This window comes from Patescibacteria group bacterium (genome assembly GCA_038065255.1).
Taxonomy (GTDB): domain Bacteria; phylum Patescibacteriota; class Patescibacteriia; order JACQRZ01; family JACQRZ01; genus JBBTRI01.
Genome location: JBBTRI010000010.1, coordinates 99,380 through 125,349, shown reverse-complemented (window position 1 = coordinate 125,349; position 25,970 = coordinate 99,380). Strand labels below are relative to the sequence as shown.

The following is a 25,970-nucleotide window of genomic DNA, read 5'->3' as shown; positions in this document are numbered from 1 at the left end:
AGGATTTATGGCAAGGAGGTGCTGTTGAATTTTCAGATCATATGCTTGAACACATTTTTGGTTCAAAGACACGTACGCGACTTTTGCGTTTATTTCTCATGCATCCCGAGGACTCATATTTTATTCGTGAGCTTACACGAAAGATTGATACACAGATTAACTCAGTGCGTCGTGAACTCAAAAATCTTATTGATTGCGGTATTATTTCTGAAGCAGTCATAAAGAGCAATCATTCTCTCAAGCCCCAGTTTGTTGTAAAAAAAGAGCCACAAAGTAAAAAGCAAGATACTGAATTAACAGACAAACATATAAAGCGGTATTTCACAGCAAATAAAGAATACTCGCTCTACCAGGAATTGAGATCTCTATTCTTAAAAAGTCCAATCTTATTTCAGCAGGATCTCATTCGTGAAGTTCAGAATCTTGGCTCCATCAATTCCATCATACTGTCTGGTTTTTTTGTGAATAGGGAAGATACTCCGGTTGATCTACTCATTATTGGAGACGTTTCGCGCAGTAGGCTCTTGAAAGTAGTGCAGGCATTTGAGAGAGAGTATGAGCGTGAGATTAATTTTACAACAATGACTCGTGATGAATATGCCTATCGAAAGAGTGTCACGGATCGTTTTCTATTTAAAATTTTAGAGGGCAAAAAGATAGTTGTTTTTGATACACTGACTGATCAACAGGTCTAGGCATTGGATTTAATTCAAGGTATACTTGAGTGAGATTCATACTCACTGATCCAATGTCAATATTTCAGGAAACACTTCATATAAGCCAGGATGAAGAAGTGCTGGGAACCTATCGCCCACATTCTATTGTTGCTCTCCTCCGCCTGTTGCCCTTCTGCGCTCTTCTTATTGTTACCTGCTTGTTTTTGTTTCCATTTCTTTCACTTGGTTTAAATGGAATTGTTATATTTTCTTTGCTTATTTTTGCACTTCTTCTTTTTATGTTCACAATCCTTTCTCAATGGATTGGAACCATTACGGTTGTTACATCGCGGAGGATCATGCAAATCACGCGCACAAGCATGCTCAAAAAACAAGTGAAGGAATTTCAACTGGAAACAATTACTGAAATTTCATATGAGTGTAAAGGATTTTTGCAAACACTTTTTTCGTTGGGGAATATGCAGATTACCGCGCTCTATACAGGAACGCGCTATACAGTTATGAAAAATATCGAACATCCACAGCAGGTGCTTGATCGTATTTCTCATGCAGTATCACGCATGCAAAAAAGAACCGATAGCCCCAAAGGCCAAGCAGGAAAACTTCATTCAGTTGAAATCACCGGTGATGAAGAAGGCGTATGAGGGATAAGCGCACGTTAAGCCTTCATTCATCAAAACTCTTTTTTTTTACACTTTCATTGGTGTTTGTTTTTTTGATGTGGAAATTTGTAAGTATTACGTTACAAACAATAGAAAGCCAATCAAAAATTGCCGCACTGCGTTCTGAGCTTGAACAGATGCAGTCGAGGCAGGATAATCTAAAGCACATGGAAGAATTTTTTAAGAGCGATTTTTTTGCTGAACGTGAGGCACGGATGAAATTCGGACTTCAAAAAAAGAATGAACAAATGGTCATTTTGCAAAATAATTCTAAAACTTCTCCATTTAAAAAAGATAGCGAGCCTTCTGAGGAAAAAAACCCTTCGTTGATTTACGGTCAAAATTCGCCAGATCGTTCCATCCGAGTAGAATGGTGGAAATACTTTTTCGGTGATTAAGAAAATCATCGCTGCGGTCTTCTCAAACTTTTTCAAAGCCAGCGGTGGGATTCGCCTACAACTCTCGGTTCGCCGTCGCTCACCTTGGTCGCAGGCCGCCCCTCGCGATTTTGCCTTCTGGCAAAATATCGCTGCGGTCTTCTCATCCCACACGCAATAGAAGCAGTTCTATTACTCGCAGTCTTTTCAAACTTTTTCAAAGCCAGCGGTGGGATTCGAACCCACGACCTCTGCTTTACGAAAGCATTGCTCTACCAACTGAGCTACGCTGGCATATACTTTTTTGCTCGATCGAGCCTGTCGTGCTAATCTGTCTGTACAATGTTTCTGTTAATAACTTTTGCAGTATACGTTATATGAACATTATTGTCTATACAAAACGGGGGTGCCCTTGGTGTGAAGAGGTTCTTGAGCTTCTGCAGTCAAAAGGTGTTCCATTTGAAGAGAGAGAAGTACTAAGTAATGAGAAGTATTATCAGGAAATGAGAGATAAGTCCGGACAGGAAAAGGCTCCGACTCTCGATGTTGACGGTGATATTCTGGCAGATACGGATGCAGATGCTGTTGTGGCATTTCTTGCAGAAAAAGGCCTTCCACAATTCCAATCATAAAGCAATCTATGGCTCAGCAAAAAGCGAAACGCCATAAGTTCATATTTGTTATTGGCGGTGTTATGTCGGGAGTGGGCAAGGGTGTCGCTTCTGCTTCAATTGCCAAGATTCTTCAATCGCGAGGTCTTGCAGTAAGCTCCATCAAAATTGATCCGTATTTGAATGTTGATGCTGGTACTATGAACCCAATAGAACACGGGGAAGTCTTTGTGCTTTCATCCGGTCTTGAGTGCGATCAAGACATGGGGAATTATGAACGTTTTTTGGATATTGAAATTCCTCTGGAAAATTACATGACTAATGGCATGATTTTTAAAACAGTAATTGATCGAGAACGGAATCTTGGGTATGGAGGCGCATGCGTAGAACCAACATTTCATATTTCACAGGAAATTATCAATCGAATTTATGCTTCCGCGGAACTTACGCATGCTGATGTGACTATTGTCGAAATTGGCGGCACGGTGGGCGAATATCAGAATGCTATCTTTATCGAAGCTGCAAGAATTATGAAACTTAAGCATGCGAATGATGTGCTTTTTGCACTCGTCAGCTACTTGCCAATACCCGGAACAATCGGAGAAATGAAAACAAAGCCAACGCAGAATGCGGTCCATACCCTCAATTCTTATGGTGTGCATCCTGATATTATCATTGCGCGCGGTTCCTATCCGCTCGACGATAAGCGTAAAATGAAAATTGGGGATATGTGCAGTATTCCTCATAAGAATATTATCTCAGCGCCTGACGTTCCAAATATTTATGAAGTTCCTTTAAATTTTGATCATGATGGATTGACAGATATTCTTATACGAACCCTGCGCTTGCGATCACAAAAACAATCAGATCTTTCGGGATGGAAGCGGATTGTTGAGCGGGCAAAAAAAACAGAAAAAAAAGTCCGTATCGCTATGATTGGTAAGTATTTTAAAACAGGGGATTATGTTCTCTCTGACGTCTACATATCTATCATAGAATCCCTTAAGCATGCATCGTATCAGCTGGGATGCGGCATTCAAATAGAGTGGATCGATTCGCAAAAATTCGAAAAAAATCCATCGTCAGTCAGTGAGCTAAAGGCTTATGATGGAGTGCTTGTACCGGGAGGATTTGGCAGTAGGGGTATTGAAGGTATTATGTGCGGCATTCGATATGCTCGTAAGGAAAAGATACCCTATTTTGGAATCTGTTATGGCATGCAGCTTGCGCTTATCGAATATGCACGAAGTGAGATGAATCTCGAAGGTGCTCATACAACAGAAGTATCCAAAAAAACACCCTATCCGGTTGTGGATATTATGCCGGATCAAGCCGTTCTTATTCGCCAAAACCGTTATGGCGGTACTATGCGTCTCGGTTCGTATCTTGCGCATCTCAAAACAGCAAGTCTTGCTTATAGATTATATTCAAGTGCCAAAGAGGGCCGGTGGATAGATAAGAGTGTGAGGCAGAATCATATCATTAAAGAACGTCATCGCCATCGCTATGAAGTCAATCCGCAATACATCAGCAGATTTGAAAACGCCGGCATTCTTTTTTCTGGCACATCTGAAGATAAAGTGTTAATGGAGATTATGGAGCTACCGCAAGATGTGCATCCGTTTTTTATTGGAACACAGTTTCATCCGGAATTCACTGGAAGTTTTTTGAATCCCCACCCACTGTTTATTGGTTTTGTTGATGCTGCATGTAGGAATAAGGATAGAACATAACAAAAACACCCAATCTTTCGATTGAGTGTTTTTGCTTCACAGCGGGTGATGGGAATCGGACCCACGTCTTGTGCTTGGGAAGCACACATACTGCCATTGTACTACACCCGCGCATAATACGTTGTCAGTATAGGGACTCCTGTTAAAAGATACAAGATATAATTTTGTCTTTGGTATATTGCTCCTATTTCTTGCATCGGGTATACTATCTTTATGATTACCCTTGAGACGGTTACTAAAATCTATCAACCGAATATCACTGTTCTAGAAGACCTCTCTCTTCGAATTGAACCAGGCGAATTTGTTTTTTTGGTTGGAAAGAGCGGAGCAGGCAAGAGCACCATCGTCCGACTTATTACCGCTGAGGAGCGTCCGAGCTCTGGCACAGTCGAAGTAAATGGACTTATGGTATCAAAGCTTCCAAGCTATAAAATTCCCTCATTGCGCAGACAGATTGGTGTTGTATATCAGGATTTTAAACTCCTTGAACAAAAAACGGTTTACGAAAATATTGCATTTGCTCTTGAAGTCTGTGGTGAATCGGGAACATCTATACGATCAGTTGTTCCGCAGGTCATTAGTATTGTTGGATTGGAAGGTAAAGAGGGTCGATACCCGCGCCATCTTTCCGGTGGCGAACAGCAACGCGTTGCCATTGCACGGGCGCTTGTGCACCGGCCCCATATTCTCATTGCCGATGAGCCAACTGGCGATCTCGATGCGCTCACAAGTCGGGGGATTGTGGATGTGCTTGTGAAAATTAATGATCTTGGAACGACTCTTGTGTTTGTTACGCACAACAAGGACGTAGTAAATATGCTCAAAAAACGCGTCATATCCATTAAAGACGGCCGCGTTGTTTCTGACCGCGAAGGCGGCAAATATTTCATTTAACCTATGCTTGTCAAACCCATTCGTATCATTCGCTTTGCATTCCAGAATTTTTGGAGGAATCTATGGCTTTCCACCGTGACGATTACCGTCATGACGTTAGCATTTTTATCTGTTAATTTTTTCTTGCTGGCAAATGTTTTTTTTGATACAGCCCTTGATGCAATTGAAGCGCGAGTAAATTTAACCATCTTTTTTAAACCAACTGCTCAAGACAGCGATATTCAGGCACTTGCAGCGCGACTCCAGGCAATGCCAAATGTTTCTGGTGTTACATATGTTACCAAAGACCAGGCACTTGATCAGTTGAAAAATAAGTTTTCTCAACAGGGTAATACGCTTATTCAGGATACGCTCAAGGAACTTGATACCAACCCTCTGAGCGGTAACCTTGTCATACAGGCAGGAGATGTGAGTAACTACGCAGCCATTCAGGAAGTACTGAAAGCAGATGAGTATGCGACATTTATTGAGAATCAGACGATGGATGATCGGCAGGCGCTTATAGAAAAGATCAAATCGGTAAAAGATAATATTGTGCGCGCTGGGATAGCCGTAAATGCTTTTTTTGCATTTGTTGTCATTCTGATTATTTTCAACACGATACGCATGACAATCTATACACGTAAGCGCGAAATAGGCATCATGAAGCTTGTCGGTGCAACAAATTGGTTTATTCGAGCACCATTGATTGTCGAAAGTCTTCTTTATAGTGTTATTTCCATTGCGCTTACAATTGTTATACTCTATCCAATACTCGGCGCGTCCCAGCCCTATGTCTCAAAATTCTTCGACGGCCAAGCACTTGACGTCATCGGCTATTTCAGTAACAATTTCACCACGATCTTCGGAACCGAGTTGTTGGCAGCATTTATTTTAAGTGTTATGAGTTCCTCTATCGCCATTGGCCGGTATCTGAAGGTGTAATTCTGAGTTAATTGACAACAAAACCACGATAAGGTATTCTATAGGTATGTATCGTGGTTTTTATGATTTTAAAGATCGAAGAAAGAAATCAAGCACTACGCTTAAGAAAGAAAGGAATGTCCTTGCGGGATATTGTTAAAATCGTTCCTGTTGCAAAATCTACATTATCGCTATGGCTTAAAGAAGTGCACTTATCTAAACCACAGAAACAAAGACTTACTCAAAAGAAACTTGAAGCAGGACGAAGAGGTGGAATAAAAAGAAAAAATGAAAGGATAGTACGTACACAGGCTATATTTGATGAAGCTGCGAGTGATATAACAGATCTATCGAAAAAAGATTTATGGTTAATGGGAATTATGCTTTACTGGGCTGAAGGATCTAAGGCAAAAGAATATCGTCCAACGTGCGGAATTAAATTCTCAAATTCAGATCCTCATATGTTAAGACTGTTTCAGTATTGGCTTAAAGAAGTTTTTATGATTAATGAAGATCGATTGAACTACGAGATTTATATTCACAAATCAAGCTATTACTCCCTAAAAAAAGTGACAAGATATTGGTCAAGAATACTGAAGGTTCCACTCTCAAAATTAACACACATATACTTTAAAACAAATAAAATCAAAACTACTAGACATAATATAGGAAAGAGTTATTATGGACTTATTTGCATGAGAGTGACTAAGAGCACAGATCTCTATAGAAGGATTGAGGGTTGGATACGAGCAATTGGTAATTATTATTGCCGGGTCGTCTAATGGCAGGACAGCAGGCTTTGAACCTGTGAATGAGGGTTCGATTCCTTCCCCGGCAGGAAAAATGTATTTTGTGCAAAAATCTCCTCTCTGAGGAGATTTTTGGTATTCGGATACCTTTGTATTTTCATACAGAGTAGACGTTTCTTCAGTTATTTGCTTTACCTCGCAAATAAAGTAAAATTAAGTCATCAGTAATACGATCAACATGAAAAAGCTACTTGAATTCCTACAATCACAAAAATTGGTGATTATTGCTACCTGTGAAAATGGTGAGCCATGGGTCGCAAACGTGTATTACGGTGTTGATGCAAATTTTAAACTATATTTTGTCTCAGGAAAGAATACGAGACACAGTAGTCACATACAGCAAAATTCCCATATCGCCTTCTCTATCGTATGGTTTGACAGATCAAATCACAAAAACAGGAAAGCCATTCAGGGTTTGGGACAGTGTCGACTTGCTCAGAATGAGGAAGAAATAGACGTCGGTGTACGTCTACATAACGCAAACTTTCCTGAATTTGCAGAAAAGATCACACTTGATTGGATCCACACTAATAAGCGCGGTTCGTCAATTTGGATAATTGAACCAAGCTATATGAAATATTGGGATGATGAGCTCTATGGCGAGGACGGAAGCAAAGAATTTACGTTTTAACACAATTATGGAAGACATACCAAAATTCGAAACAGGAAAAACAAAAGAAGTGTTTGTAAAAGCTAAACGTCCGCGGGACTTACTCTAATAGAGAGAATCTCGCGTCACTAGATATGTCTGGTGACTTTTTATTTTGCGCAAAGATCGTCGTATGATATCATAGTGCAATGATTTACATTATGAAGTATTTATCTGCCAGTTTGAGTATTTGCGCTTTCCTTTTCTTTGGAGTTTCTCTGGGCTATGCCGAAGTATCCTCTGATTATGCAGAATTTTCTATCCGTCTTGATGCGGCTACGATTGCAAAAGGGTATACAGTAACTGCCTTTGAAGAAGGATTGAAACTTTCTCTTATTCCTGGAATCCTTTCCAGTGAAACAACTATTCGAGCTACTGTTATTCCGGAGATGGAAATGCCCCTGGGTCTTCAGCGGATCAGTCCGATTTATGATTTTGAATTTCTGAATAAGAGTGCTTACGACGCAACTAAGCCATTTATCATTGAATTGAAAGCTACAGAAGAAACATCGCGTCTTAAGCAAGTCTTTTTTTACGATAAGACGAAATCAACATGGCGCGCTTTACCCACAACAGTATTAACAAATACCGCACTTGCAAGATCGCTGATTCATTTGCCCTATGCCCGTATCGCTCTCTTTGCCTATCCTGATGTGCTCGCTGAAGGTAAGGCGAGTTGGTATGCTCACAAAAAAGGACTCTTTGCGGCTTCGCCCGATTTTCCCAAAGGATCAAAAATACGCGTATACAATACCCTAAATGACAAGCGTGTTGATGTGACTATTAATGATTATGGCCCTGACAGATTGCTCCATCCCGAACGCGTTGTGGATTTGGAAAAAAGCGCGTTTCAAAAAATCGCTCCTCTCGGAGCTGGGATTATACCGGTGAGAATTGAACCGCTTTTCATTGCACTACAGGATGGGAAAGCGCTTGGCATTTCACATGAAGACGCAGTCACCTATCCGCACATCACATCAAAAGCTGCCGTAGTGTTGGATGAGGGAACTGGAAATGTATTATATGAAAAAAATGCAGAAACTCCGCTTCCGATAGCAAGTCTTTCAAAGATCATTGCCATTCGTGTATTTCTTGATTCAAATCCAAACCTCAATGACGTTGTACCATATCATGTAGATGATGAAATAGTAACCTACAAACTCGTTGACTACCCCTACGAAGCAGCAACACTCAAACTCAAAGAAGGGGATACGTTGACCGTTGAAGATCTCCTGTATTCAGCACTTGTCGGATCTGCAAATAATGCTGTTGAATCTCTGGTGCGGGTAAGTGGCTTGCCCCGCGACGAGTTTATACAAAAAATGAACAGCTTTGCTCATGATCGCGGTTTTCTTTCTGTGCATTTCAATGAACCTACCGGCCTTTCGCCAAATAATGTAAGCTCTGCACACGACTATGCATTGCTGGCGCTTGTAGCGCTTCGTGATCCGATTATTCAAAAAGCAAGCACTATGAAACGCTATGCATTTTCAACAATCAATACCAAGCAAAAACATGTACTAAAAAATTCCAATCAGCTTGTGACTTCAAACCTTGCAGTGACAGGATCCAAAACAGGATACCTTCACGAAGCAGGGTATTGCTTGATGACGAGTATCCAAGGAAAATCAGGACAAATTATTGCTGTAGCGCTTGGAGATAAGACAAAGAGTGAAAATACAGCAGAGATTCGTGAGCTTTTGCGGTTTGGCGAACAAAAAGTTTCAGCCAAACTTCATACAGTAGCGCTTGAAGCACTGAATGAGAAAAAGGAGTTGCAACAGTAAATACATTCTTTTCATGATATACTAAGCATGAGCAATTATTTATTTGAACCATGCCGAAAACTAAATCGATTTTAAAAAAAACTATTGAAGCGCCGGCAATTATACTCGAAAAAACTGTTGAGTTATCCGAGTTGGTAGTTCATGATATTGCAAGTAAAAAGCCTATGCAAGAAGCACGGGGCTTTTGGCGCACTCTTGGGCCAGGATTGACGACTGGCGCATCCGACGATGATCCTGCGGGTATTGCGACCTATTCCCAGACTGGAGCACAGTATGGTCCACAGCTGCTCTGGCTTGCAGGATTCACCTTCCCTTTTATGGCAGTAGTTCAGGAAATGTGCGCACGTATTGGGATTGTAACAGGCAAGGGTCTTGCGGCAAATATCCGCACACACTATCCGCGCACCGTACTCTATATATGCACTATCCTCCTTTTTGCTGCAAATACATTTAATCTCGGGGCGGACCTTGGTGCTATGGCAGAATCTATGAAGCTTCTTTTTCCCGGAGCGAATTTTGCAGCACTCATTATTATTTTCGCGTTGGTGAGTCTCTTTCTTCAAATCTTCTCTACTTATGCGCGTTATGCCAAATATTTGAAGTATCTCGCACTGACGCTTGTTGCATATATCATTTCGACAATCATGATTAAAGGTCTCGATTGGCAAGCCATCACGTTTCATACCCTGACTCCATCGATTGCTTTTTCACAAGATCAAATTATTCTCATTTGTGCAATCCTAGGCACAACAATATCTCCCTATCTTTTTTTCTGGCAGACTTCACAAGAGGTTGAGGAGCAAGTGTTGGAAGGAAAAACAACGATAAGGGAGCGTCGGGGCGCGAGCGTGGAAGATATCAAAAAGATGCGTATTGATGTGTGGTCTGGAATGTTTCTTTCAAATCTCATCATGTTCTTTATTATCGTCGCGTCTGCAGGAACACTCTATGCCAATGGCATACATGATATTGCTACTGCAGCGCAAGCTGCTGAAGCTCTGCGCCCATTTGCAGGTGATGCATCATATCTTCTTTTCACACTTGGTATCGTGAGCACCGGTCTTTTGGCTGTGCCGGTATTGGCGGGGTCTGCGTCCTATGCAGTCGCCGAGACATTTCGATGGAAGAATGGGCTTTACAATAAACTTCATAACGCTCATGCTTTTTATGGAATCCTGATCATCTCCATGGCAATCGGCTTCCTTTTGAATTTCATAGGCATCAACCCAATGAAGGCTCTGATTTATTCTGCTGTCGCCAATGGACTGGTTGCCCCTCTTGTTCTTGTTCTCATTGTTTCTATGAGCTCAAACAGAAAAATCATGGGTAAATGGGTGAGTGGCCCTATAACAAAGTTTTGTGGATGGTTTGTTACGATCCTTATGGCGCTTGCAGGTGTTGCGACGATTGCATCACTATTTTTGTAAAGGTGCATTGCATTAATTATTTAATCAATACGCATATATGGGTAAAATAATAGGGTTTCCGGGTAGAAAGGGGCAATCAGATCAGTCAAATCAAAATCAAGACGATCCGGCGTTAAATGAATCTCTATTTAGAACTGACGAGAGAAAAGGGATTTCGCTCAAAGGGCGTGCGATTATGGACAAGCTTGAGGCAGAGCGGCAAGAAATGATTACTCAAACACCTCCCGAAGAAATCCGAGGATATGAAATGGCGATGTTGAAAAAAGCCGGGCTAGACATTGATCACTACGCCACAGTCATGAAGCTTCTCCATTCACTCGTCGACCAAGTGCCTCCTGCACGAAAGAAAAGACAGGAACAGGAATACCGGTCGCTTATCAATACCTATGGATTTGAACAGGTCGCTGTAATGATGAACGATGCGACAAAGGCAGATATTACGAAAAAGCCGATGTTTTATCATGTACTCGCCCTAAGAATCGAAGCTCAGCGCGAACACTATCGAAGTGGTTATATAGGATTGAAACTTTCTGAAAAACGCCGAAGCGAAAGAAAGGATGGGAAACCAGAAGAATAAGATAGTACATAGAAATATGAAAAGGTTTTTATTTTTCTTTGTCTTAGTGGGCTCACTTATTGGTTTGCTGTGCGCTGCAAGTATGCCGGTAATTGCAGCAAAGTCCGGATCGGCTAGTACGTATAAAGGGACGCTTATGGGGCATATTCGATTACAGTGCGTATTGAATTGCCGTTATAATAAACCCTTTATTAAAGATTACACTAAACTGAAAAAATGCGCCGAAAAATGCGCCGCTCACCCCTCTCAATCTGTACGAGAAGCCGCTTCTATAGGTCAGAAGGTATGCAAAAAAGAGGTTCCAAATCGTGATAAAAATATATGCGAAGCAATTTCCACAAAACGTGATATCACGGAGCTTGTGCTGAACATAGGAAATACAACAGATGACCGTTGTCCACTTGGAGCAAAAGTGAATGGAAAGAAATGCGTCTGTCCGCTTGGGAGCTCCGTTGACAAATCTCATACAAAATGCAAGAAGGAATCAATGGCACCAAAGGAGTTAAAAGAAAATATTACGCTCATAAAAGAACTTCTTAGCGAGGATCAATCGAGCACAAAAGAACCTGTTCAAGCGCCAGCTGCACAAAAGCAAGAATCGCTTTCTCCACAGGCACCACAAACGACGCCAGAAGAACCATGGTATGTACAATGTACAACGCCATGCCAAGAACCTTTTTCCTGTCATAATGTCGAGGGTATATTTGCGCATGCATGCTCTACGCCGCTTTATAATTCCGATCGTACTCGAAAGGATTGTGAGGGCATGAAGGGACGTCAGGTCGGTACATGGTGTGTGCGGGAAAGGAATTGATGCATGGGCATACATAGCAGAATGCTCATAGGTATTTTTGCTTTCAGCGTATTTGTTATACTTTCTTCGATCGCCTATCTTACCGTGGGTATAACTCTACTATCTTCCTTTGTAGTACTCCTTGGCAGTATATTGATTGCCTTTGCAGCACAACGGTCATTTCCTGTATCAGAAAAACAGCCCCTTACTGACAAGAAGATACATGTATTGGCATACCTACTTCCTTCTAGTGCCATACTTTTTGATTGCATTTTTTTGTTTGCACTGTGGAATGCACGTACCAATGCGCCACTCCAAACACCATGGTCGCTTGTACCCTGGTGGATGTTTGTATGCGTTGCTATTTCATTTTTTTGTCTAGTACAAACTGCTCTAAGAGCATCTGTGGTAAGCAGGATCCAGTGGGTAGCAATGAGTGTGCATTTTTTTACCATCTACGGCATTGCGTTAATCGCCTTTCCCTATGGTTTTGGATATGATCCGCTCATTCATCAAACTGCAGAAGAGTATATTAAGCTTCATGGGGTAATTACTCCACTACAACCCCTGTATATCGGACAATATGGCATTGTCAGTGCATTGAGTTTTCTTACAGCAATTCCTATAGATATCATAGACCGTTTTCTTGTACCAATTCTTGTAGTAGCTACCTTGCCGTTTATTATTTTTTTTGGTCTTGTACGCGGGTATGGTTGTTCTGTTCGGCGCGCACACATTGCAATAGTTTTATTTACACTCTATCCACTTACAGAGCTTACATTTACCGTTCCTCATAATCTCACAGTGATTTTATTGCTTTGGTGGATATTTCTTGCCCCGATCTGGCAGCAGCATGTGTTTAGCAAAATTATTCTTTGGTGCATTTCATTGGCGGCGATGGCAATTCACCCCCTTATTGGCGTTCCGCTTGTGATCTCTACTCTCGCACTCTCGCTCCATACGTGGAAAGTCGTCCAAAGGCACAGAATTGCATTACTTTTTGGCGTCGGTGCATGTATTGGAGTTGCGCTTGTAACTCTATTTGCTATCTATCGTTTCATGCATGGCATGACTCTCTTTGAATCCAGAACTCTTTCTTCGGCATTTGAAAAAATAAAATCGATCTTAGCATTTCCGCGCTCAGTAGGTATGGCCTCACTTGGTAGCAGTATTATTAATTACTATGAATATTTCATAAAAGCCACTTTCTTCGTAATCGGTATAGTATGCAGTATTGTATATTCAAAAAAAACACACCTTCACATTCCGAGCAGTTCTCTTGCCATTGGACTAGCGATAGCTGCATTTGGCCTCTCGATGTATATTACCCTGCCAGGAATTGTAGTAAATGAGCAGGGAGAGTTTGCAGCGCGCCTCTATCGCATTATCCCCGCTATCTTTTTCCCACTGCTTATTTCGTTTCCCCTGCCGATGATTTTGAAGCAGATTTTGAATAATGGCATTGTTCGTGTATTAAGTATTAGTATTCTATCAATCTCTGCGGCACTCTCGCTCTACCTTATGTATCCCCAAGTCAATGAATTTAAACCAAGGGCTGGATGGAATGCATCTGCTGATGATTTTGAAGCAGTTCGATTTATAGAGGATATCGAAAAAGGAGGAGAATATGTAGTGGCAAGCGATCAACTCTTTGCAGCAGTTGGATTGAGAGTACTGGGATTTGAGAAAACATTTAAGAATGCTTTGAGTGATAAAATGCATACCTATGCAATTTCACCCATTGAGTCTCTGTATCCCTATAGCAACTATTTTCTGTATGGCGAGGTAAACGAAGAAATCATTCACAATCTTAAAAAGGTCATTCAAGATCGCCCACTCTATTTGGTAGTGCATTCATATTGGTATCGACAGAGGGGAATTGAAAGGGAAGTAGAAGGACTTGGAGGATCAAAAATATTGATAAGTCCGTCGATAACTGTTTATAGGCTTTGACAGAGCTCTTTTTAACACCTATACTATAGACAATAATTTATTCATATCCATTAATCCTATGGATAGGCGTTTAATGCGTTTTCATGTTATATTTTTAACAATTACTGCCTTAGTTTTGAGTGGCACACCTGCGCCATCATTTGCGGAAGAAGACGAAGATTTGGATTTGGTATTTGTCGCAACTCCCCGGACGATTGTAAAAGGCGAGCGTGTTGTACTGGAATGGGAGGCATCTGATGCCACCTATTGTGTAGCATCGGGTGCATGGTCGGGTAGGCAAAAGACATCAGGGTCAGTGGTGGTATATCCAAAAAAGAAAAAAACAGAATATTCCCTCGAATGCTTTGATGATGAGGGCTTCAGTACCGATGAACAAACCCAGAAAGTCCAAGTGATAAAAAAGAAACCTGGGAAAAAGAAAGTTCCCGGCGTTACATTCAAAACAAACAAGGCAAAAATTACTGATGGTGCTACTGTTACGCTACAATGGCGCGCAAAAGATGCAGTAGCGTGCCGCGGGTATGGTCCAGATGCATGGGAAGGTATGAAGCGAAATAGCGGTAGTGAAGTTATCGCGCCTGATACTACGACCACGTATTTCCTTCGATGCTGGAATGATCAGCGTACATTTACAGCAGATCTCTCCGCAAATGTTATAGTTGATCAAGCTAGTACCGAAATGAAACCGGGGTACAGTTATTCATTTCCGTATGATTTATCGCAACCCTTACCTATTCCAATTCAAGCATATCCCGTGCCATATCAGCCATATATGCCTCCTCCGGAAATGAAATCTGGCTATGGCACCATGCAAGCACCGTATTATCAACAGTATGAAGCACCACCATTACCGTTGAGTATTTCACTGTATCCCTCCACCTACTATTTTGCAAAACCTGGCGATCCAATTGTTCTGACATGGAAAGCAAAGAGCGCCAAGAGCTGTGTTGCATCCGGTGGCTGGAGTGGAGATAGACCCGTTGAAGGCACGGAACATGTGCGCCCAACAGAGGATACAAGTTATAAACTGACATGCACGTCAGAAACAGGAGTTGAAAATTCGGTATCGGTAAATCTGTCAAAAAAGAAAATGAAGGGAGATATTTCCATGAGCATGCAACCGGCACGGGCAAATATCAAAGCTGGCAAATCGACAACCGTAACGTGGAATGTGCATAATGCAAGAAGCTGCACGGCATCCGGTGGTTGGACGGGAACTCGTGATTTAGAAGGCTCGGAAACATTTTCACCTGACAAAACGACAACCTACTACCTTGACTGCAAGAATGATGAGACTTCAAAGCGTAAGTCCTTTGTTGTTGAAGTACTTGAACCAGATAATGCTCCGGTAAGTTTGACGCTCTATCCTTCACGCTATTCTTTTAAATCACCGGGTGAATCAATTCTCCTGACATGGAAGACTAAGAACGCAACACAGTGTAGTGCGTCCGGCGGATGGAGCGGCGACCGTTCCGTCGATGGTTCTGAGTATGTACGTCCGCAAGAAGAAACGGATTATAAGCTTACCTGCAAAAATAATGAAAGCGGCAAAGAGGCATCTGTCTCTGTTGCCATTGCTAAGGCAAAGAAAACAGGGAGTATTTGGCTCGATTTCTATCCTCAGAAATCAGTGATTGCATTAGGCAAAACAGTAACGGCATTTTGGGATGTACGGAATGCTAACATGTGTACGGCATCCGGCGGCTGGACTGGCACAAAGGAGTTGAGCGGTTCAGATGTTTTTGCTCCGGATAAAACAACAACCTATTATTTTGATTGCAAAAATGATGAACGATCAATGCGCAAATCAGTCGTCGTTGAAGTTGTTCAACCACCTCAGTTGCCGGTGATTACTCAGGCAGAACAAAAAGCAGGGTATGAGCAAAAAGCAGGATACGCACAACCACCTGTCCAATTGCCCGCAGCCTTTTTGAGTGTAAAGACGAATGCTGCTGTTGGATCCCCTACACTTGTCCGCGGTGAAATACAGCAGCTCATTGGTTCATTCGTCATCGTAAATGGATTTAGTGAAAGTGTCAGTATCGAAGAGCCGACCATAAGTGACAGTGACGGAACTGAAGGACTTGGTAAGGCATTTAATAATATCAAGTACTTTATTGATGGAAAGCATGTTGGAATCACCCATGTTACACCATTTACTGCTCCAGGCAGTCAGATAGGTTTTGGAGTAAACTCGTATACTATTGCGCCAGGCGCGAGTGTTGTTGCTAATATTTATGCAGATGTTTTATTGGAAGCAAAGCTTACCGGTGAAGATGACCAATTGCGATTGGTTTGGGCGCTTGAGTACTCAACTAAATATGGTGTATCCAGAAAAGTAACGAGCCTTCCGATTTATTTGCAACGCTTTACGCTTAAACCGGCAACAACAACGAGTACATCAGCTACTCAACCTGCGCAGCAAAGTACAAGTACGGGCACCGGAAGCTCAACTTCGACTACCCAGCCAGCACAGCAGAATACAACCACGTCAACAGGTTCAAGTAGTGCAACAACAACTCCACTGAACTAGGTGGTAATAGTTTGGCGTTGCTTTTTGAACCAGCGAGCAATAATTTCCTTTGAAAAAGGGGATATTGTGATGTTCTCGAGTTCTGGAATAGAAACCCATTGTATTCCTCGAATATCTTTATTGTTGATATCCACGTCTTTACTATTCAACTCAACAACGAAACAAAAAATACGATCCCTGCGGCATTGGAATCTACAAAAGACGTATCCGATGTATTGTAGCATCTTTGTCCGAATGGAAAATTCAGTTCTGAGCTCACGGTGAGCAGCGTCTTGTGGACTTTCGTTTTCTATTTGAATGAGCCCTGTTGGAAAATTCCATCCACTGCCATATTTGTAGTCAACAAGCAATACTTCATTGCCACATCGCAAAATACAAGACGTACCTTGAAGTTTGGGCCGTGTAAAAAACCACACAAATGCTCTGTAGGGTGATGCTTTCAATGGCATAGTATGGGTACTATACCACTCAATCTATAAAAAACAATACAACCATAAGGAAAAGTGTCATTTCTTCAGTTGTCAAAATAAGTGGTGAAAAGTGGAAAATGCACTCCAGTATTTGTTTGATAGCAAATACATGCTAAAATTTAGTTATCTTAATTGATTAAACTATGAATCAACAACCACAACAAATGACTATTGATGAACTCGCTCTTATAGTGAAGGCATGCTTTGATGATATCTCACAGAGAATGGCAACCAAAGAGGATATTAAGGACATGGCAACCAAGGAAGATCTTAAGGCCTTTGCCACCAAGGAAGATCTTGGAAGGCTTCGTTCGGACCTTATTGATTATATCGCTAAGCAAAATATGGAACTTAAAGGGGATCTTGTTGTGCTTCTGCGAGGCGAAGACCGCAAATTATTTACGCTTGTCGAGATTATGGTAGAGAGAAATCTCTTAACAAAGGCAGACGCAAACCGCATAACAAAGCTTGAGCCGTTTCCGCAAGCTGTATAATCAATACCTTTTTTATGAATCCACAAAAAACAGGACTTACACTGGGAATTCTTGTTGGAGGGCTCCATGTTTTTTGGTCACTACTTGTAGCACTTGGGTTGGCACAGGGACTTGTTGATTTCATCTTCATGCTTCACATGATTGTTCCCAATCATCAGATCGCATCATTTAATCTGATGTATGCAATTGCCCTTGTTCTCATTGCGCTCGTAAAGGGATACGTTGTCGGTTATCTATTTGCTTTGCTTTGGAATTACGTAAGTAAAAAATAGATCATAGAATACTCAAGTAGAGTCGCGTTAGTGATGCTAGCTTTTTGTATGTTTTCATTTGTGGTATCATTTTTTTATTATGACAAAAAGTATAAGCGCTCTTAGTGTAACCAATCTCACGAAAATCTACGGCACCTATAAAGCCGTTGATACTATTACTTTTGCCGTTCCGCAAGGAGGTATTGTGGGACTCTTAGGACCAAACGGGGCAGGCAAGACAACGACAATTCAGATTCTCCTTGGTATTACCCAGTCAAACGGAGGGCGCATTGAATATTTTGGCATGGATTTTAGCAAAGCAAAACAGGCATGCTTGGCGCGCATCAACTTTGCGTCTTCGTTCAATACGCTTCAGGGTCGCATATCTGTTATGGAAAATCTATTGGTATTTGCTGATTTATATTGTGTAAAAAATGCCCGAAGTAAAATAGCTGAACTTACAGAACTTTTGGAAATAACCAATCTCGTAAAGATGAAATACTGGGATCTTTCTAAGGGTCAACAAACAAGAGTGAATATTGTCAAAGCATTGCTTAACGATCCTGAACTTCTTCTCTTTGATGAGCCAACTGCTTCACTCGACCCGGATATTGCCGATAAATTACTTTCACTTATTGAACGAATGCGAGACGAACGGAAAATCTCTATCTTGTATACAAGTCATGACATGGCCGAAGTCACGCGCATTTGCGATGAAGTGATCTTTCTTGATCACGGTGTTATAGCTGCCCATGATACACCGCTTAATTTAACGCAAAAGATAGAATACGCACGGCTTCAAATCACCTTCGGTGGAGAGAAAAAGAAAATCGAAACACTCATGCACTCATACTCAAAGCAGGTCACCTTTCCCTTCACACATACCATCTGCGCTGAAGTTAAACAAAAAGAAATTCCTGCTATTCTGGCAAAATTAAGTAAAGCACAGATTGCCGTTGAAGATATTTCCATCGAAAAACCTACACTCGATGATGTATTTATGCAAATAGCACGAGGCACCTATGATTTCACCCCAAAGAATTAGAGGCGTACTCATACAGCAGTGGCATATTACCAGGCGATCCCTTGAGGTCATTATGGATATTCCATTTTTTGCATTTATCGGTGTGGTTGTGTTTGGGTACATATCTCAAGCAACACTTGGAAGTATTGCGACTCAGACAGGACAGTACCTAATTCTTGGAGCAATGCTTTGGGAGGTTATGCGCATTAGCCAATATTCGATGACGGTATCAGCATTTTGGAATGTCTGGTCCCGTAACTTAGGGAATATGTTTGTATCACCTCTTTCACTTACGGAGTTTCTTCTTGCACAGATGGCACAAGGGATACTTACTTCAGGTGGTGTATTTTTGGTTCTTATTCCACTCGCCGGAGCTCTTTTTAAATTCAATATGTTTAGTATGGGTCCTTTGGCGCTGGTGATGATATTTATTAATCTTCTTCTCTTCTCATGGTCTGTAGGGCTTGTTCTATTGGGTTGTGTTTTTCGTTTTGGAACTCGTGTCCAAGCGCTTGGATGGGCGCTTATTTTTATCTTCCAGCCTCTCTGTGGGGTGTACTATCCTATGAGTATCATCCCCGAACCGTTCCATAGTTTTGCATTTCTCTTTCCGATCACGTATGTTTTTGAGGGTGCACGAGAAACGCTTTTGATGGGTAATCCTGCCCTGAATTGGCAAGTGCCGGCACTTATGCTTAATATCCTCTATTTCATTTGCTCTCTTTTGATTTTTAAATATCTTCTTTTGCGTGCGCAAGAAACCGGACAATTCGCACGAAATGAAAGCTAATAAAAAAAGACCCTTTATAGAGGGTCGGTGGGCTAGATCATAAGTATGAGTGATCCAACGTTGAAGCAGACATTTCCATCGGAATCAATCCATGGTCCCAATCTTTCCGAAAACTTCCGAAGTCGCTTTACCAGATCAAGGTAAGGTGCTATTGACGGCTTGGTTTGCTCAACAAGCGTAATATTAATCGCACTTTTATTATGGAACTCAATAAGAAGTTCAGAGACAAGGCAGATAAATCCCGTGAGAGCAGATGCGAGGATGGAGGCATCAATGCCAGCTCCTGAAGCGTGCTTATCAACAAGTGCCTTGATGCTGCTTGTATCCAAATTGAATAGAAGAATGTTTCCATGGTCTGATGACGCAGAAACTTGATTAAGGACGTCAGAAATATCCAAATGATCCATTGCAACGATTGTATAATGCCTCCTAAGTTCCAGTGCGTAGAGGAGTCCTGCATGCATGAGGAATGCAAGAAATTCATCCTCTTGTATACTAAGTTCAGATGCGAACTTGCGTATGTATGGAGGTATTTCATCAATCTCTTTTGGAAAGACCTCTAGTTTACTCGCATAAGAAGTCTGTAAGAGCTCTGTGGCTTTCTCTCGTATTTCAAAAAAACGTTCGTCAGTCAGTGGAAGTCTTGATGTACGCGCTGATCGAATACTCATTGTTAGTGTACGGTAAGATCAATAATGACAGGTTTAGTAGAAAAAGTCAAGTATGCTATACTAACCATAATGAAACCGACATTCCAAAAAATTGATTCTCTGTTTATTACGGAAATGCATCAGTGGGGCATTCCTCTTTTACGCTATGCGCTTGCAATCGTCTTCATCTGGTTTGGCCTTCTTAAAGTAATGAATGCAAGTCCTGCGGCGCCAATCATTGCAGCAACGTATTGGTTTCTGCCTCAGAGCGCTTTTATGGCGGTTCTTGGCATATGGGAGTGTCTTATCGGTATTTTACTAATGGCTCATCGGGGTTTACGCGTTGCATTGTTGTTGCTTTGGCTTCAAATGCTTGGCATTTTTATTGCTCTTTTGTTGTATCCTCCGATGTTTTTTGGCAGCAATCCATTCCTTCTTACATTTGAAGGGGAGTTTGTTATCAAAAACATTGTACTCATTGCCGCAAGTCTGGTTGTTGGCGGCTATGAATTGTATGGACGTAAAAATCAGAAACGATAACTTTTTATATTTCACTTTATGTTTGAACTTTTCCAATTAGCAGATTTACAAGATACTGCATTGTTCGTAGCTCGCATTGCATTGGCTGCTGTATTTTTGTTTCATGGCGATCAAAAATTGCATTACTGGAAAATGCACCACAATGCAAAACTTAGCATTGCATGGCTTGCACTTTGGAGAACGCTTGCGGTTGTGGAGATTCTCAGCGGCATTGGCATGCTTATTGGCGCGTTCACCAAAATCGCAGCGCTATGTATTATGGCTGTAATGCTTGGTGCATTATATTTTAAAATCAAAGTTTGGAAAAAGGGATTCAGTGGCGACAATGGATGGGAATTTGATTTGGTCCTGTTTACATCCGCATTCCTTATCTTTATTATGGGCGCAGGAATCTATTCAATTGATTGGAACGTATTTGGGATCTAGGGTTGACTTTTTACCAGAAAAGATCGTCCCACTAGGGCGAGTTTTTTAATTTCTGACGCTTTATATTGTGTGACTATTCACAGATTCTGCAAACTACACTATACTATCTTGATATCTCTATAACGCATTCCTATGAAAAAAATTGCAGTATGCTATCACAAAGGGTGTTTGGATGGATTTGGCGGGGCATATGCCGCGTGGAAAAAATTCGGGTCACGAGCTGACTATATCGGTCTTGAACACCAAGAGACCGTACCGAAAGAGCTTAAAGGAAGAACCCTCTATTTCATAGATTTTTGCTATCCGACCCCTGTGATGAAAAAGGTGATTGCAGCAAATAAAAAAGTGATTATTTTGGACCATCATGAAAGCCAGGTGGACGCCATTCGTTTAGTACCAGAATTTCGTTATACAACCGATAATTCAGGTTGTGTCATAGCATGGAAGTATTTTCATCCAAACGCTAAAATCCCATATCTCCTTGATGTTATTGAAGACAATGATCTCTTTCGTTTTAATAATTCTGAAACACATCGCCTGATAGCTGCGCTGCAGTTCTGTGATCAAACATTTTCCTCATTTGATACAATTGCAAAATCCCTTGAAACAAAAAGGGGGCGGAAAGAAATGTTGCGCGATGGCAGTGTGCTTTTGAATGCTGAAGATAGTATGATAGGGCGCTTGGTACAACGGGCGGAAAAAGTAACATTTGAAGGATATGGCGTATATGCAGTAAACACGCCGCTGTTTTATTCGCATAGTGCCAATGTCATTTCCCACGAAAAAAAAGTTCCTTTTGGCATTACATGGTTTTATCGAGAAGGCAAGCTCCAGGTATCGTTAAGGACATACAAAAAAGGTGTTGATGTATCTTTGTTGGCAAAAAAATATGGTGGTGGGGGGCACAAGGGTGCGGCAGGATTTAGCTATGAATATAAAGGCGCATTTCCTTGGGAAAAAGTCTAACTATGAGTAATGAAAACAATATCCAGCGAGCAACACCAAAAGATTTTTTCCTAAATCTCTTGGCAATCGTTACGCTTTACATGAGTGCGGCAAGTTTTCTAACTATTGTTTTCCAGATCATTAATATTTCATTGCCTGAAATTTTTGAAAAGTCAACCATGATGTATTCCGGAAACACACAAGCATTGCGCTTTGCCCTTGCCTCGATTATTATTGTTTTCCCTGTATATTTAGCTGCAATGGCATATCTATTTCGTATTAATACCAAAACTCCGCAAAAGTGGCGTCTTGGCATCCGTAAATGGCTTATCTGGTTCACATTGTTTGCCGCAAGCCTTATTATCATTGGAGATTTGGTTGCATTGGTGAACGATCTTTTGAGCGGTGAGACAACATTGCGATTTGTGTTAAAAGCATTATCTATCTTATTTGTGATGGCCAGTATCTTTGTATACTATCTCTGGGATTTAAGAGTGCATAGCGACTCATAGAAGCAATGAAATATTTTATATTCACAATTTGCGGTGTCGTACTGGCAGCAGTCGTTGCAGGCTTTCTGTATGTCGGCTCTCCTCGCAATGCGCGACTTCGTCAGCTTGATGAAATACGGCTTGGGAACTTGCAGCAAATTCAATATGAGGTTATCAACTACTGGCAGAGTAAAGAGAAATTACCTCTATCGCTTGACGATCTCTATGATGCAACTCGAGGTGTCAGTATTCCGAGTGATCCGGCACATGAACGCCAGTATGAATATATCGTAACGGGAGATTTGACTTTTGATCTGTGTGCAACATTTGCATTGCAAGGAGAGGGTACTTCTGGATCCTCAATGCCCATGAGACCCATGATGTATCCTGCCAAGGGTATCGACTCTCGAAATGCTGTTTGGCAGCACGTGGCCGGAAGGTATTGCTTTTCAAGAACGATCGATAAAGATTTTTATCCGCCTTTTCCAAAAACAGAGATGAAGAGATGATATTCTCAGGTTTTTTTGATAATGCACATTTTTGACGTTTTGTCAAGGGGGTGGTACTGTTTTGGTTATAAATCAAATGTATTATGGCGCAATCAAGCGGACATGACACCCATGAATCTCCCGAAGCACGCAATGAGCGGTTTACGAGGGGGGAAATAACTGAAAGCGAAATTCAGGCATACCACAAGAGTCCAGAAGAGACATTATTTAAAACCGAAAAACCTTTTCCATTATCTGTAATAGCACTTACACGAAAGAATGTTGACGGTGTTTTGCAGGCAGTTAGGAATTCCTGGGAATATGAATCGGATTTTAATGCAATGCAAAGTACATTTAAAGCTGTTTTTGAGCAGGAACAGTTAGGCGTTCCGGGACTTCTTAATCCTGAATACTATCTTGCTCTCAATGAGAAGGGTGAAGTGATTGCCGTTACTGGCATTTACACTATTGATATTCAGGGAGGGAGGGGTTTTGCAACTCGTGACAAGCTCGATGATTCACACTATCTCAATGCCCGCATTGGCTGGACGTCGGTTCGGAAAGATATGCAAGGGAAAAAACTTGCCGGTTTTCTTATTGATTGGGTAGAAGCGATGGCGCGTTCACGAGGAGCAACTCATGTATTGGCAGAAGTTGATGACTTACCATCAAACGAAAAAATGCGACAGCGCTATGAGCGGCACGGATATGCATCCGGATTTCACATTGATGATTATTTTGGACCCGGTAGGCATCTTAGAACATATGCATTCGATACATCAGATTATAGTGGAAGTGAATTGCAGCTTCCTCTTGAGGAGGTTCAAGAAAACAATAAGCAGGACATACTAACATGCGCAAAGGAGAATTACTCACTCGAGAGATTTGATGAGTTTGAAACGTGCTTAGATCTTTTTTTAGCTCAGAACAAAGGCGAAGGTGTTTTTCAACCCCATAGTATTCACCTTCAGGATGCTGACGGAAAAACTGCGGGATATGTCCTAGCAACAGGAAGTATTATTTATCCAAATATTTTAGAAGTGCACTGGTATGGAATACGAGACGGAGAACATAATGACACCGACAAACTTCTTAAAGCTGTAGCTCGGCTTGCCCGTGATCTAAAGAAGGAAATTGTACTCTTTTATTCTGACGGACAGGATGAACACCTTCATGTAAAAGGACTCGATTGCCAGCAGGGTATTCCAAGGGTTTGGCGGGATCATACGCAGCAATTACTATACTCAAAAAAATTAGTTACTCATTAATAATAAGTTACTCTATGATAGAGACATCTCCAGACAGCATGCAGCGCGATTGGCAGGGAAGCTGTCCCCATGGTGTGCCCGTTGTTTCATTCTGTCAGCCATGCACGGCAGAATCGCAGAGCAATCAACCCGCATGGAAGGATATTGAGAAGTTGCGAGGCATGAGTAAATTTACACGATCAAATAATGATTCACCTTCATGTACGCTTGATTTTGAAGGCAAGAAGTATCAAATCGAGCATGTAGAATCAGGAGAAAGCCCTACTCTGTCTGAAGTTCAGGATTTATTTATTCGGACATTTGGCGAGGAAGAGGTAGATCCGGAGGAAATTTTACGGCAAGCTGTATCGGGCGTAGAGTTTGGTGTTCCAAGTCAAGTAAAATATAAAGTGTTTGCCGTACGTGATCCCGAGGGTAAGGTTGTATGTACGGTTGCAGGCGGCAATCTTGATCTTAAAGATGAACATGGCAATCCGACAGGGGAAACAATGCTTATGATAGCCTATGCAGTTACTGATAAAGAAGTAAAACAGTCTGGCTTGGCGCGAGAGGCGTATATATCGGCACTTATGGATTGTGCTGCTGAAGCAGAAAAACTTGGAAAGAAATTTGCATTAGCTGCAGGGGAGTGTACGTATACATCTGAAAAATTTTGGAATAAGTTAGGCTGGAAACGAGCATATATCGAAAGCGGTGATAAACAGAAATATACAGAGTTGAAATATGTTCAACCCGCATTAGACTTTGTTAAAAAAACCGGCTTACCGAAGAAAGGCGCCGGGGAAGTTCCTGAACATCTTATGGTACGGCCAATGGATGGTAGGACGCCTTCAAAAGACAAGGTAATGAGTGCTGTTGAAGCATTTTATCAATGGTGCAATCGTTGGGGTCGTGAAGCATTTTCTAGCACAAAGGCATACCAGGCAAATCAATCGTATGTTGATGATATTGCGGGAACGTTCAAAGAAGGCCTTGATAGAGGAGGGCAGCTTATATTCCTTGATCAAACAAATAGGGAAAAAGCACGGGTAAAAGGCATAAAAGTACGAGAATATATCGATGCTGATCATGGTGATGCCGGCAAAGAGGACTTTTAGGCTGCAAGTGTTGATTATGCTTCCATCTGTCCATGACAAACAGCAGGCGCAAGAAATCTTTCGTAAGCTTAAAAAACTCTTTCCTCATGCTGGGATGATACTGAAGTACTCCAATAACTGGGAGCTTTTGGTTGCTGTTATGCTATCTGCACAATGTACTGACAAAAAGGTAAATGAGGTGACGGCTAAGCTCTTTAAGAAATACAAAACACTTGGTGATTATCTAGGTGCAAAGCCAAAGGAGTTTGAAAAGGATATTTTCTCAACAGGATTTTATCGTAACAAGACAAAAAATATTCTTGCAGCAGCAAACATGCTAAAGACGAAGTTTCATGGCAGACTTCCACGAACGATGAGAGAAATACTTACTATCCCCGGAGTTGCTCGCAAGACGGCAAACGTGGTGCTGGGTAATGCCTATGCCGTTGTGGAGGGTATTGCAGTGGATACGCATGTTAAGCGCCTTGCGAATCGCCTGGGCTTGTCAAAACATCAGGATCCTAATAAGATAGAGCAGGACTTGATGGCGTTATTTTCTCGCAAGCAATGGTTTAAGCTGACGTATCTCCTTATTGAATACGGCCGAGCATACTGTACTGCTAAAAAACATAACCATATAAAATGTCCCCTCATTCAATTTGATAGATAACT

The 25,970-nt window shown here is 41.5% G+C and carries 29 protein-coding genes and 3 tRNA genes; 28 read left to right on the top strand and 4 right to left on the bottom strand.

Annotated features, from left to right (window positions below):
• Positions 1-41 precede the first annotated feature (41 nt).
• From AAB400_03280 to AAB400_03270, 3 genes are read left to right on the top strand one after another with little or no spacing between them, the layout of a single operon-like run.
• Complete coding sequence (locus tag AAB400_03280; protein ID MEK7648913.1) at positions 42-695, top strand: hypothetical protein; 654 nt, start codon at positions 42-44, stop codon at positions 693-695.
• A gap of 53 nt (positions 696-748) precedes the next feature.
• Positions 749-1,321, top strand: a complete 573-nt coding sequence (locus AAB400_03275) for a hypothetical protein (GenBank protein MEK7648912.1) — start codon at positions 749-751, stop codon at positions 1,319-1,321.
• A complete protein-coding gene (locus tag AAB400_03270) occupies positions 1,318-1,737 on the top strand; it encodes a septum formation initiator family protein (GenBank protein MEK7648911.1) in 420 nt (139 codons plus the stop codon). Before AAB400_03275 ends, AAB400_03270 begins: the two co-directional genes overlap by 4 nt.
• Positions 1,738-1,937: 200 nt before the next feature.
• Here AAB400_03270 and AAB400_03265 read toward each other — a convergent pair.
• Positions 1,938-2,010, bottom strand: a tRNA-Thr gene (locus AAB400_03265).
• Between the two features lie 83 nt (positions 2,011-2,093).
• Between AAB400_03265 and AAB400_03260 the strand changes: the two genes are divergently transcribed.
• Both AAB400_03260 and AAB400_03255 read left to right on the top strand, forming a co-directional pair.
• Positions 2,094-2,348 (top strand): glutaredoxin, encoded by a 255-nt coding sequence (locus AAB400_03260; protein ID MEK7648910.1) that lies wholly within the window; start codon positions 2,094-2,096, stop codon positions 2,346-2,348.
• An 8-nt stretch (positions 2,349-2,356) separates the two neighbouring features.
• The gene (locus AAB400_03255; GenBank protein ID MEK7648909.1) at positions 2,357-4,060 is read left to right on the top strand and encodes a CTP synthase; all 1,704 of its coding nucleotides are present in this window, start codon (positions 2,357-2,359) and stop codon (positions 4,058-4,060) included.
• A 40-nt stretch (positions 4,061-4,100) separates the two neighbouring features.
• Here the strand turns inward: AAB400_03255 and AAB400_03250 are convergent.
• A tRNA-Gly gene (locus AAB400_03250) sits at positions 4,101-4,171 on the bottom strand.
• Positions 4,172-4,273: 102 nt separating this feature from the next.
• On the opposite strand from AAB400_03250, the gene ftsE reads away from it, so the two are divergent.
• From ftsE to AAB400_03195, 11 genes are all read left to right on the top strand, one after another.
• A complete protein-coding gene (gene ftsE, locus AAB400_03245) occupies positions 4,274-4,954 on the top strand; it encodes a cell division ATP-binding protein FtsE (GenBank protein ID MEK7648908.1) in 681 nt (226 codons plus the stop codon).
• A 3-nt stretch (positions 4,955-4,957) separates the two neighbouring features.
• Entirely contained in the window at positions 4,958-5,878 is a 921-nt protein-coding gene (locus AAB400_03240; protein ID MEK7648907.1) for a permease-like cell division protein FtsX, read from the top strand.
• A gap of 62 nt (positions 5,879-5,940) precedes the next feature.
• On the top strand, positions 5,941-6,639 hold the full coding sequence (locus AAB400_03235) for a helix-turn-helix domain-containing protein (GenBank protein MEK7648906.1): 699 nt from the start codon (positions 5,941-5,943) through the stop codon (positions 6,637-6,639).
• A tRNA-Gln gene (locus tag AAB400_03230) sits at positions 6,625-6,695 on the top strand. Before AAB400_03235 ends, AAB400_03230 begins: the two co-directional genes overlap by 15 nt.
• Before the next feature lie 149 nt (positions 6,696-6,844).
• Positions 6,845-7,297 (top strand): pyridoxamine 5'-phosphate oxidase family protein, encoded by a 453-nt coding sequence (locus tag AAB400_03225; protein ID MEK7648905.1) that lies wholly within the window; start codon positions 6,845-6,847, stop codon positions 7,295-7,297.
• Between the two features lie 179 nt (positions 7,298-7,476).
• The gene (locus AAB400_03220; protein MEK7648904.1) at positions 7,477-9,102 is read left to right on the top strand and encodes an RlpA-like double-psi beta-barrel domain-containing protein; all 1,626 of its coding nucleotides are present in this window, start codon (positions 7,477-7,479) and stop codon (positions 9,100-9,102) included.
• 50 nt (positions 9,103-9,152) lie between these two features.
• Positions 9,153-10,529, top strand: coding sequence for a divalent metal cation transporter (locus AAB400_03215; protein MEK7648903.1), 1,377 nt, complete (start codon positions 9,153-9,155; stop codon positions 10,527-10,529).
• Between the two features lie 37 nt (positions 10,530-10,566).
• Positions 10,567-11,106 carry a hypothetical protein gene (locus AAB400_03210; protein MEK7648902.1) on the top strand — a complete coding sequence of 180 codons (540 nt, stop codon included), beginning with the start codon at positions 10,567-10,569 and terminating at the stop codon, positions 11,104-11,106.
• A 16-nt stretch (positions 11,107-11,122) separates the two neighbouring features.
• A complete protein-coding gene (locus AAB400_03205) occupies positions 11,123-11,920 on the top strand; it encodes a hypothetical protein (GenBank protein ID MEK7648901.1) in 798 nt (265 codons plus the stop codon).
• 21 nt (positions 11,921-11,941) lie between these two features.
• A complete protein-coding gene (locus tag AAB400_03200) occupies positions 11,942-13,852 on the top strand; it encodes a hypothetical protein (GenBank protein MEK7648900.1) in 1,911 nt (636 codons plus the stop codon).
• Positions 13,853-13,910: 58 nt separating this feature from the next.
• Positions 13,911-16,385, top strand: coding sequence for a hypothetical protein (locus AAB400_03195; GenBank protein MEK7648899.1), 2,475 nt, complete (start codon positions 13,911-13,913; stop codon positions 16,383-16,385).
• Here the strand turns inward: AAB400_03195 and AAB400_03190 are convergent.
• Positions 16,382-16,834, bottom strand: a complete 453-nt coding sequence (locus tag AAB400_03190) for an NUDIX hydrolase (protein MEK7648898.1) — start codon at positions 16,832-16,834, stop codon at positions 16,382-16,384. The genes AAB400_03195 and AAB400_03190 overlap by 4 nt on opposite strands.
• Before the next feature lie 164 nt (positions 16,835-16,998).
• Between AAB400_03190 and AAB400_03185 the strand changes: the two genes are divergently transcribed.
• From AAB400_03185 to AAB400_03170, 4 genes are all read left to right on the top strand, one after another.
• Positions 16,999-17,349, top strand: coding sequence for a hypothetical protein (locus AAB400_03185; protein ID MEK7648897.1), 351 nt, complete (start codon positions 16,999-17,001; stop codon positions 17,347-17,349).
• Between the two features lie 14 nt (positions 17,350-17,363).
• Complete coding sequence (locus AAB400_03180; GenBank protein ID MEK7648896.1) at positions 17,364-17,621, top strand: hypothetical protein; 258 nt, start codon at positions 17,364-17,366, stop codon at positions 17,619-17,621.
• Positions 17,622-17,700: 79 nt separating this feature from the next.
• A complete protein-coding gene (locus AAB400_03175; GenBank protein MEK7648895.1) occupies positions 17,701-18,645 on the top strand; it encodes an ABC transporter ATP-binding protein in 945 nt (314 codons plus the stop codon).
• Positions 18,623-19,414, top strand: a complete 792-nt coding sequence (locus tag AAB400_03170; protein ID MEK7648894.1) for an ABC transporter permease — start codon at positions 18,623-18,625, stop codon at positions 19,412-19,414. The genes AAB400_03175 and AAB400_03170 overlap by 23 nt, the downstream gene beginning before the upstream one ends.
• 32 nt (positions 19,415-19,446) lie before the next feature.
• Here AAB400_03170 and AAB400_03165 read toward each other — a convergent pair whose 3' ends face one another.
• The gene (locus tag AAB400_03165; protein ID MEK7648893.1) at positions 19,447-20,085 is read right to left on the bottom strand and encodes a hypothetical protein; all 639 of its coding nucleotides are present in this window, start codon (positions 20,083-20,085) and stop codon (positions 19,447-19,449) included.
• Positions 20,086-20,154: 69 nt separating this feature from the next.
• Between AAB400_03165 and AAB400_03160 the strand changes: the two genes are divergently transcribed.
• The 8 genes from AAB400_03160 to nth all read left to right on the top strand — a co-directional run bounded on the left by AAB400_03160 (position 20,155) and on the right by nth (position 25,968).
• On the top strand, positions 20,155-20,604 hold the full coding sequence (locus AAB400_03160; GenBank protein ID MEK7648892.1) for a hypothetical protein: 450 nt from the start codon (positions 20,155-20,157) through the stop codon (positions 20,602-20,604).
• An 18-nt stretch (positions 20,605-20,622) separates the two neighbouring features.
• Positions 20,623-21,030: a DoxX family protein gene (locus AAB400_03155; protein MEK7648891.1), complete on the top strand. Its 408-nt coding sequence runs from the start codon at positions 20,623-20,625 to the stop codon at positions 21,028-21,030.
• Between the two features lie 132 nt (positions 21,031-21,162).
• Positions 21,163-21,996 carry a DHH family phosphoesterase gene (locus tag AAB400_03150; GenBank protein ID MEK7648890.1) on the top strand — a complete coding sequence of 278 codons (834 nt, stop codon included), beginning with the start codon at positions 21,163-21,165 and terminating at the stop codon, positions 21,994-21,996.
• A 2-nt stretch (positions 21,997-21,998) separates the two neighbouring features.
• Positions 21,999-22,487, top strand: coding sequence for a DUF5671 domain-containing protein (locus tag AAB400_03145; GenBank protein MEK7648889.1), 489 nt, complete (start codon positions 21,999-22,001; stop codon positions 22,485-22,487).
• Positions 22,488-22,492: 5 nt separating this feature from the next.
• On the top strand, positions 22,493-22,975 hold the full coding sequence (locus AAB400_03140; GenBank protein ID MEK7648888.1) for a hypothetical protein: 483 nt from the start codon (positions 22,493-22,495) through the stop codon (positions 22,973-22,975).
• A gap of 83 nt (positions 22,976-23,058) precedes the next feature.
• Entirely contained in the window at positions 23,059-24,222 is a 1,164-nt protein-coding gene (locus tag AAB400_03135; protein ID MEK7648887.1) for a GNAT family N-acetyltransferase, read from the top strand.
• 14 nt (positions 24,223-24,236) lie between these two features.
• A complete protein-coding gene (locus AAB400_03130) occupies positions 24,237-25,319 on the top strand; it encodes a hypothetical protein (protein ID MEK7648886.1) in 1,083 nt (360 codons plus the stop codon).
• 16 nt (positions 25,320-25,335) lie between these two features.
• Positions 25,336-25,968, top strand: a complete 633-nt coding sequence (gene nth, locus AAB400_03125) for an endonuclease III (protein ID MEK7648885.1) — start codon at positions 25,336-25,338, stop codon at positions 25,966-25,968.
• Positions 25,969-25,970 lie beyond the last annotated feature (2 nt).

Bases quoted from the DNA above. Each gene is read 5' to 3' on its own strand.
- AAB400_03280 (MEK7648913.1), top strand. From the start codon at position 42: ATGCTTGAACACATTTTTGGTTCAAAGACACGTACGCGACTTTTGCGT.
- AAB400_03275 (MEK7648912.1), top strand. From the start codon at position 749: ATGTCAATATTTCAGGAAACACTTCATATAAGCCAGGATGAAGAAGTG.
- AAB400_03270 (MEK7648911.1), top strand. From the start codon at position 1,318: ATGAGGGATAAGCGCACGTTAAGCCTTCATTCATCAAAACTCTTTTTT.
- AAB400_03260 (MEK7648910.1), top strand. From the start codon at position 2,094: ATGAACATTATTGTCTATACAAAACGGGGGTGCCCTTGGTGTGAAGAG.
- AAB400_03255 (MEK7648909.1), top strand. From the start codon at position 2,357: ATGGCTCAGCAAAAAGCGAAACGCCATAAGTTCATATTTGTTATTGGC.
- ftsE (MEK7648908.1), top strand. From the start codon at position 4,274: ATGATTACCCTTGAGACGGTTACTAAAATCTATCAACCGAATATCACT.
- AAB400_03240 (MEK7648907.1), top strand. From the start codon at position 4,958: ATGCTTGTCAAACCCATTCGTATCATTCGCTTTGCATTCCAGAATTTT.
- AAB400_03235 (MEK7648906.1), top strand. From the start codon at position 5,941: ATGATTTTAAAGATCGAAGAAAGAAATCAAGCACTACGCTTAAGAAAG.
- AAB400_03225 (MEK7648905.1), top strand. From the start codon at position 6,845: ATGAAAAAGCTACTTGAATTCCTACAATCACAAAAATTGGTGATTATT.
- AAB400_03220 (MEK7648904.1), top strand. From the start codon at position 7,477: ATGAAGTATTTATCTGCCAGTTTGAGTATTTGCGCTTTCCTTTTCTTT.
- AAB400_03215 (MEK7648903.1), top strand. From the start codon at position 9,153: ATGCCGAAAACTAAATCGATTTTAAAAAAAACTATTGAAGCGCCGGCA.
- AAB400_03210 (MEK7648902.1), top strand. From the start codon at position 10,567: ATGGGTAAAATAATAGGGTTTCCGGGTAGAAAGGGGCAATCAGATCAG.
- AAB400_03205 (MEK7648901.1), top strand. From the start codon at position 11,123: ATGAAAAGGTTTTTATTTTTCTTTGTCTTAGTGGGCTCACTTATTGGT.
- AAB400_03200 (MEK7648900.1), top strand. From the start codon at position 11,942: ATGCTCATAGGTATTTTTGCTTTCAGCGTATTTGTTATACTTTCTTCG.
- AAB400_03195 (MEK7648899.1), top strand. From the start codon at position 13,911: ATGGATAGGCGTTTAATGCGTTTTCATGTTATATTTTTAACAATTACT.
- AAB400_03190 (MEK7648898.1), bottom strand. From the start codon at position 16,834: ATGCCATTGAAAGCATCACCCTACAGAGCATTTGTGTGGTTTTTTACA.
- AAB400_03185 (MEK7648897.1), top strand. From the start codon at position 16,999: ATGAATCAACAACCACAACAAATGACTATTGATGAACTCGCTCTTATA.
- AAB400_03180 (MEK7648896.1), top strand. From the start codon at position 17,364: ATGAATCCACAAAAAACAGGACTTACACTGGGAATTCTTGTTGGAGGG.
- AAB400_03175 (MEK7648895.1), top strand. From the start codon at position 17,701: ATGACAAAAAGTATAAGCGCTCTTAGTGTAACCAATCTCACGAAAATC.
- AAB400_03170 (MEK7648894.1), top strand. From the start codon at position 18,623: ATGATTTCACCCCAAAGAATTAGAGGCGTACTCATACAGCAGTGGCAT.
- AAB400_03165 (MEK7648893.1), bottom strand. From the start codon at position 20,085: ATGAGTATTCGATCAGCGCGTACATCAAGACTTCCACTGACTGACGAA.
- AAB400_03160 (MEK7648892.1), top strand. From the start codon at position 20,155: ATGAAACCGACATTCCAAAAAATTGATTCTCTGTTTATTACGGAAATG.
- AAB400_03155 (MEK7648891.1), top strand. From the start codon at position 20,623: ATGTTTGAACTTTTCCAATTAGCAGATTTACAAGATACTGCATTGTTC.
- AAB400_03150 (MEK7648890.1), top strand. From the start codon at position 21,163: ATGAAAAAAATTGCAGTATGCTATCACAAAGGGTGTTTGGATGGATTT.
- AAB400_03145 (MEK7648889.1), top strand. From the start codon at position 21,999: ATGAGTAATGAAAACAATATCCAGCGAGCAACACCAAAAGATTTTTTC.
- AAB400_03140 (MEK7648888.1), top strand. From the start codon at position 22,493: ATGAAATATTTTATATTCACAATTTGCGGTGTCGTACTGGCAGCAGTC.
- AAB400_03135 (MEK7648887.1), top strand. From the start codon at position 23,059: ATGGCGCAATCAAGCGGACATGACACCCATGAATCTCCCGAAGCACGC.
- AAB400_03130 (MEK7648886.1), top strand. From the start codon at position 24,237: ATGATAGAGACATCTCCAGACAGCATGCAGCGCGATTGGCAGGGAAGC.
- nth (MEK7648885.1), top strand. From the start codon at position 25,336: ATGCTTCCATCTGTCCATGACAAACAGCAGGCGCAAGAAATCTTTCGT.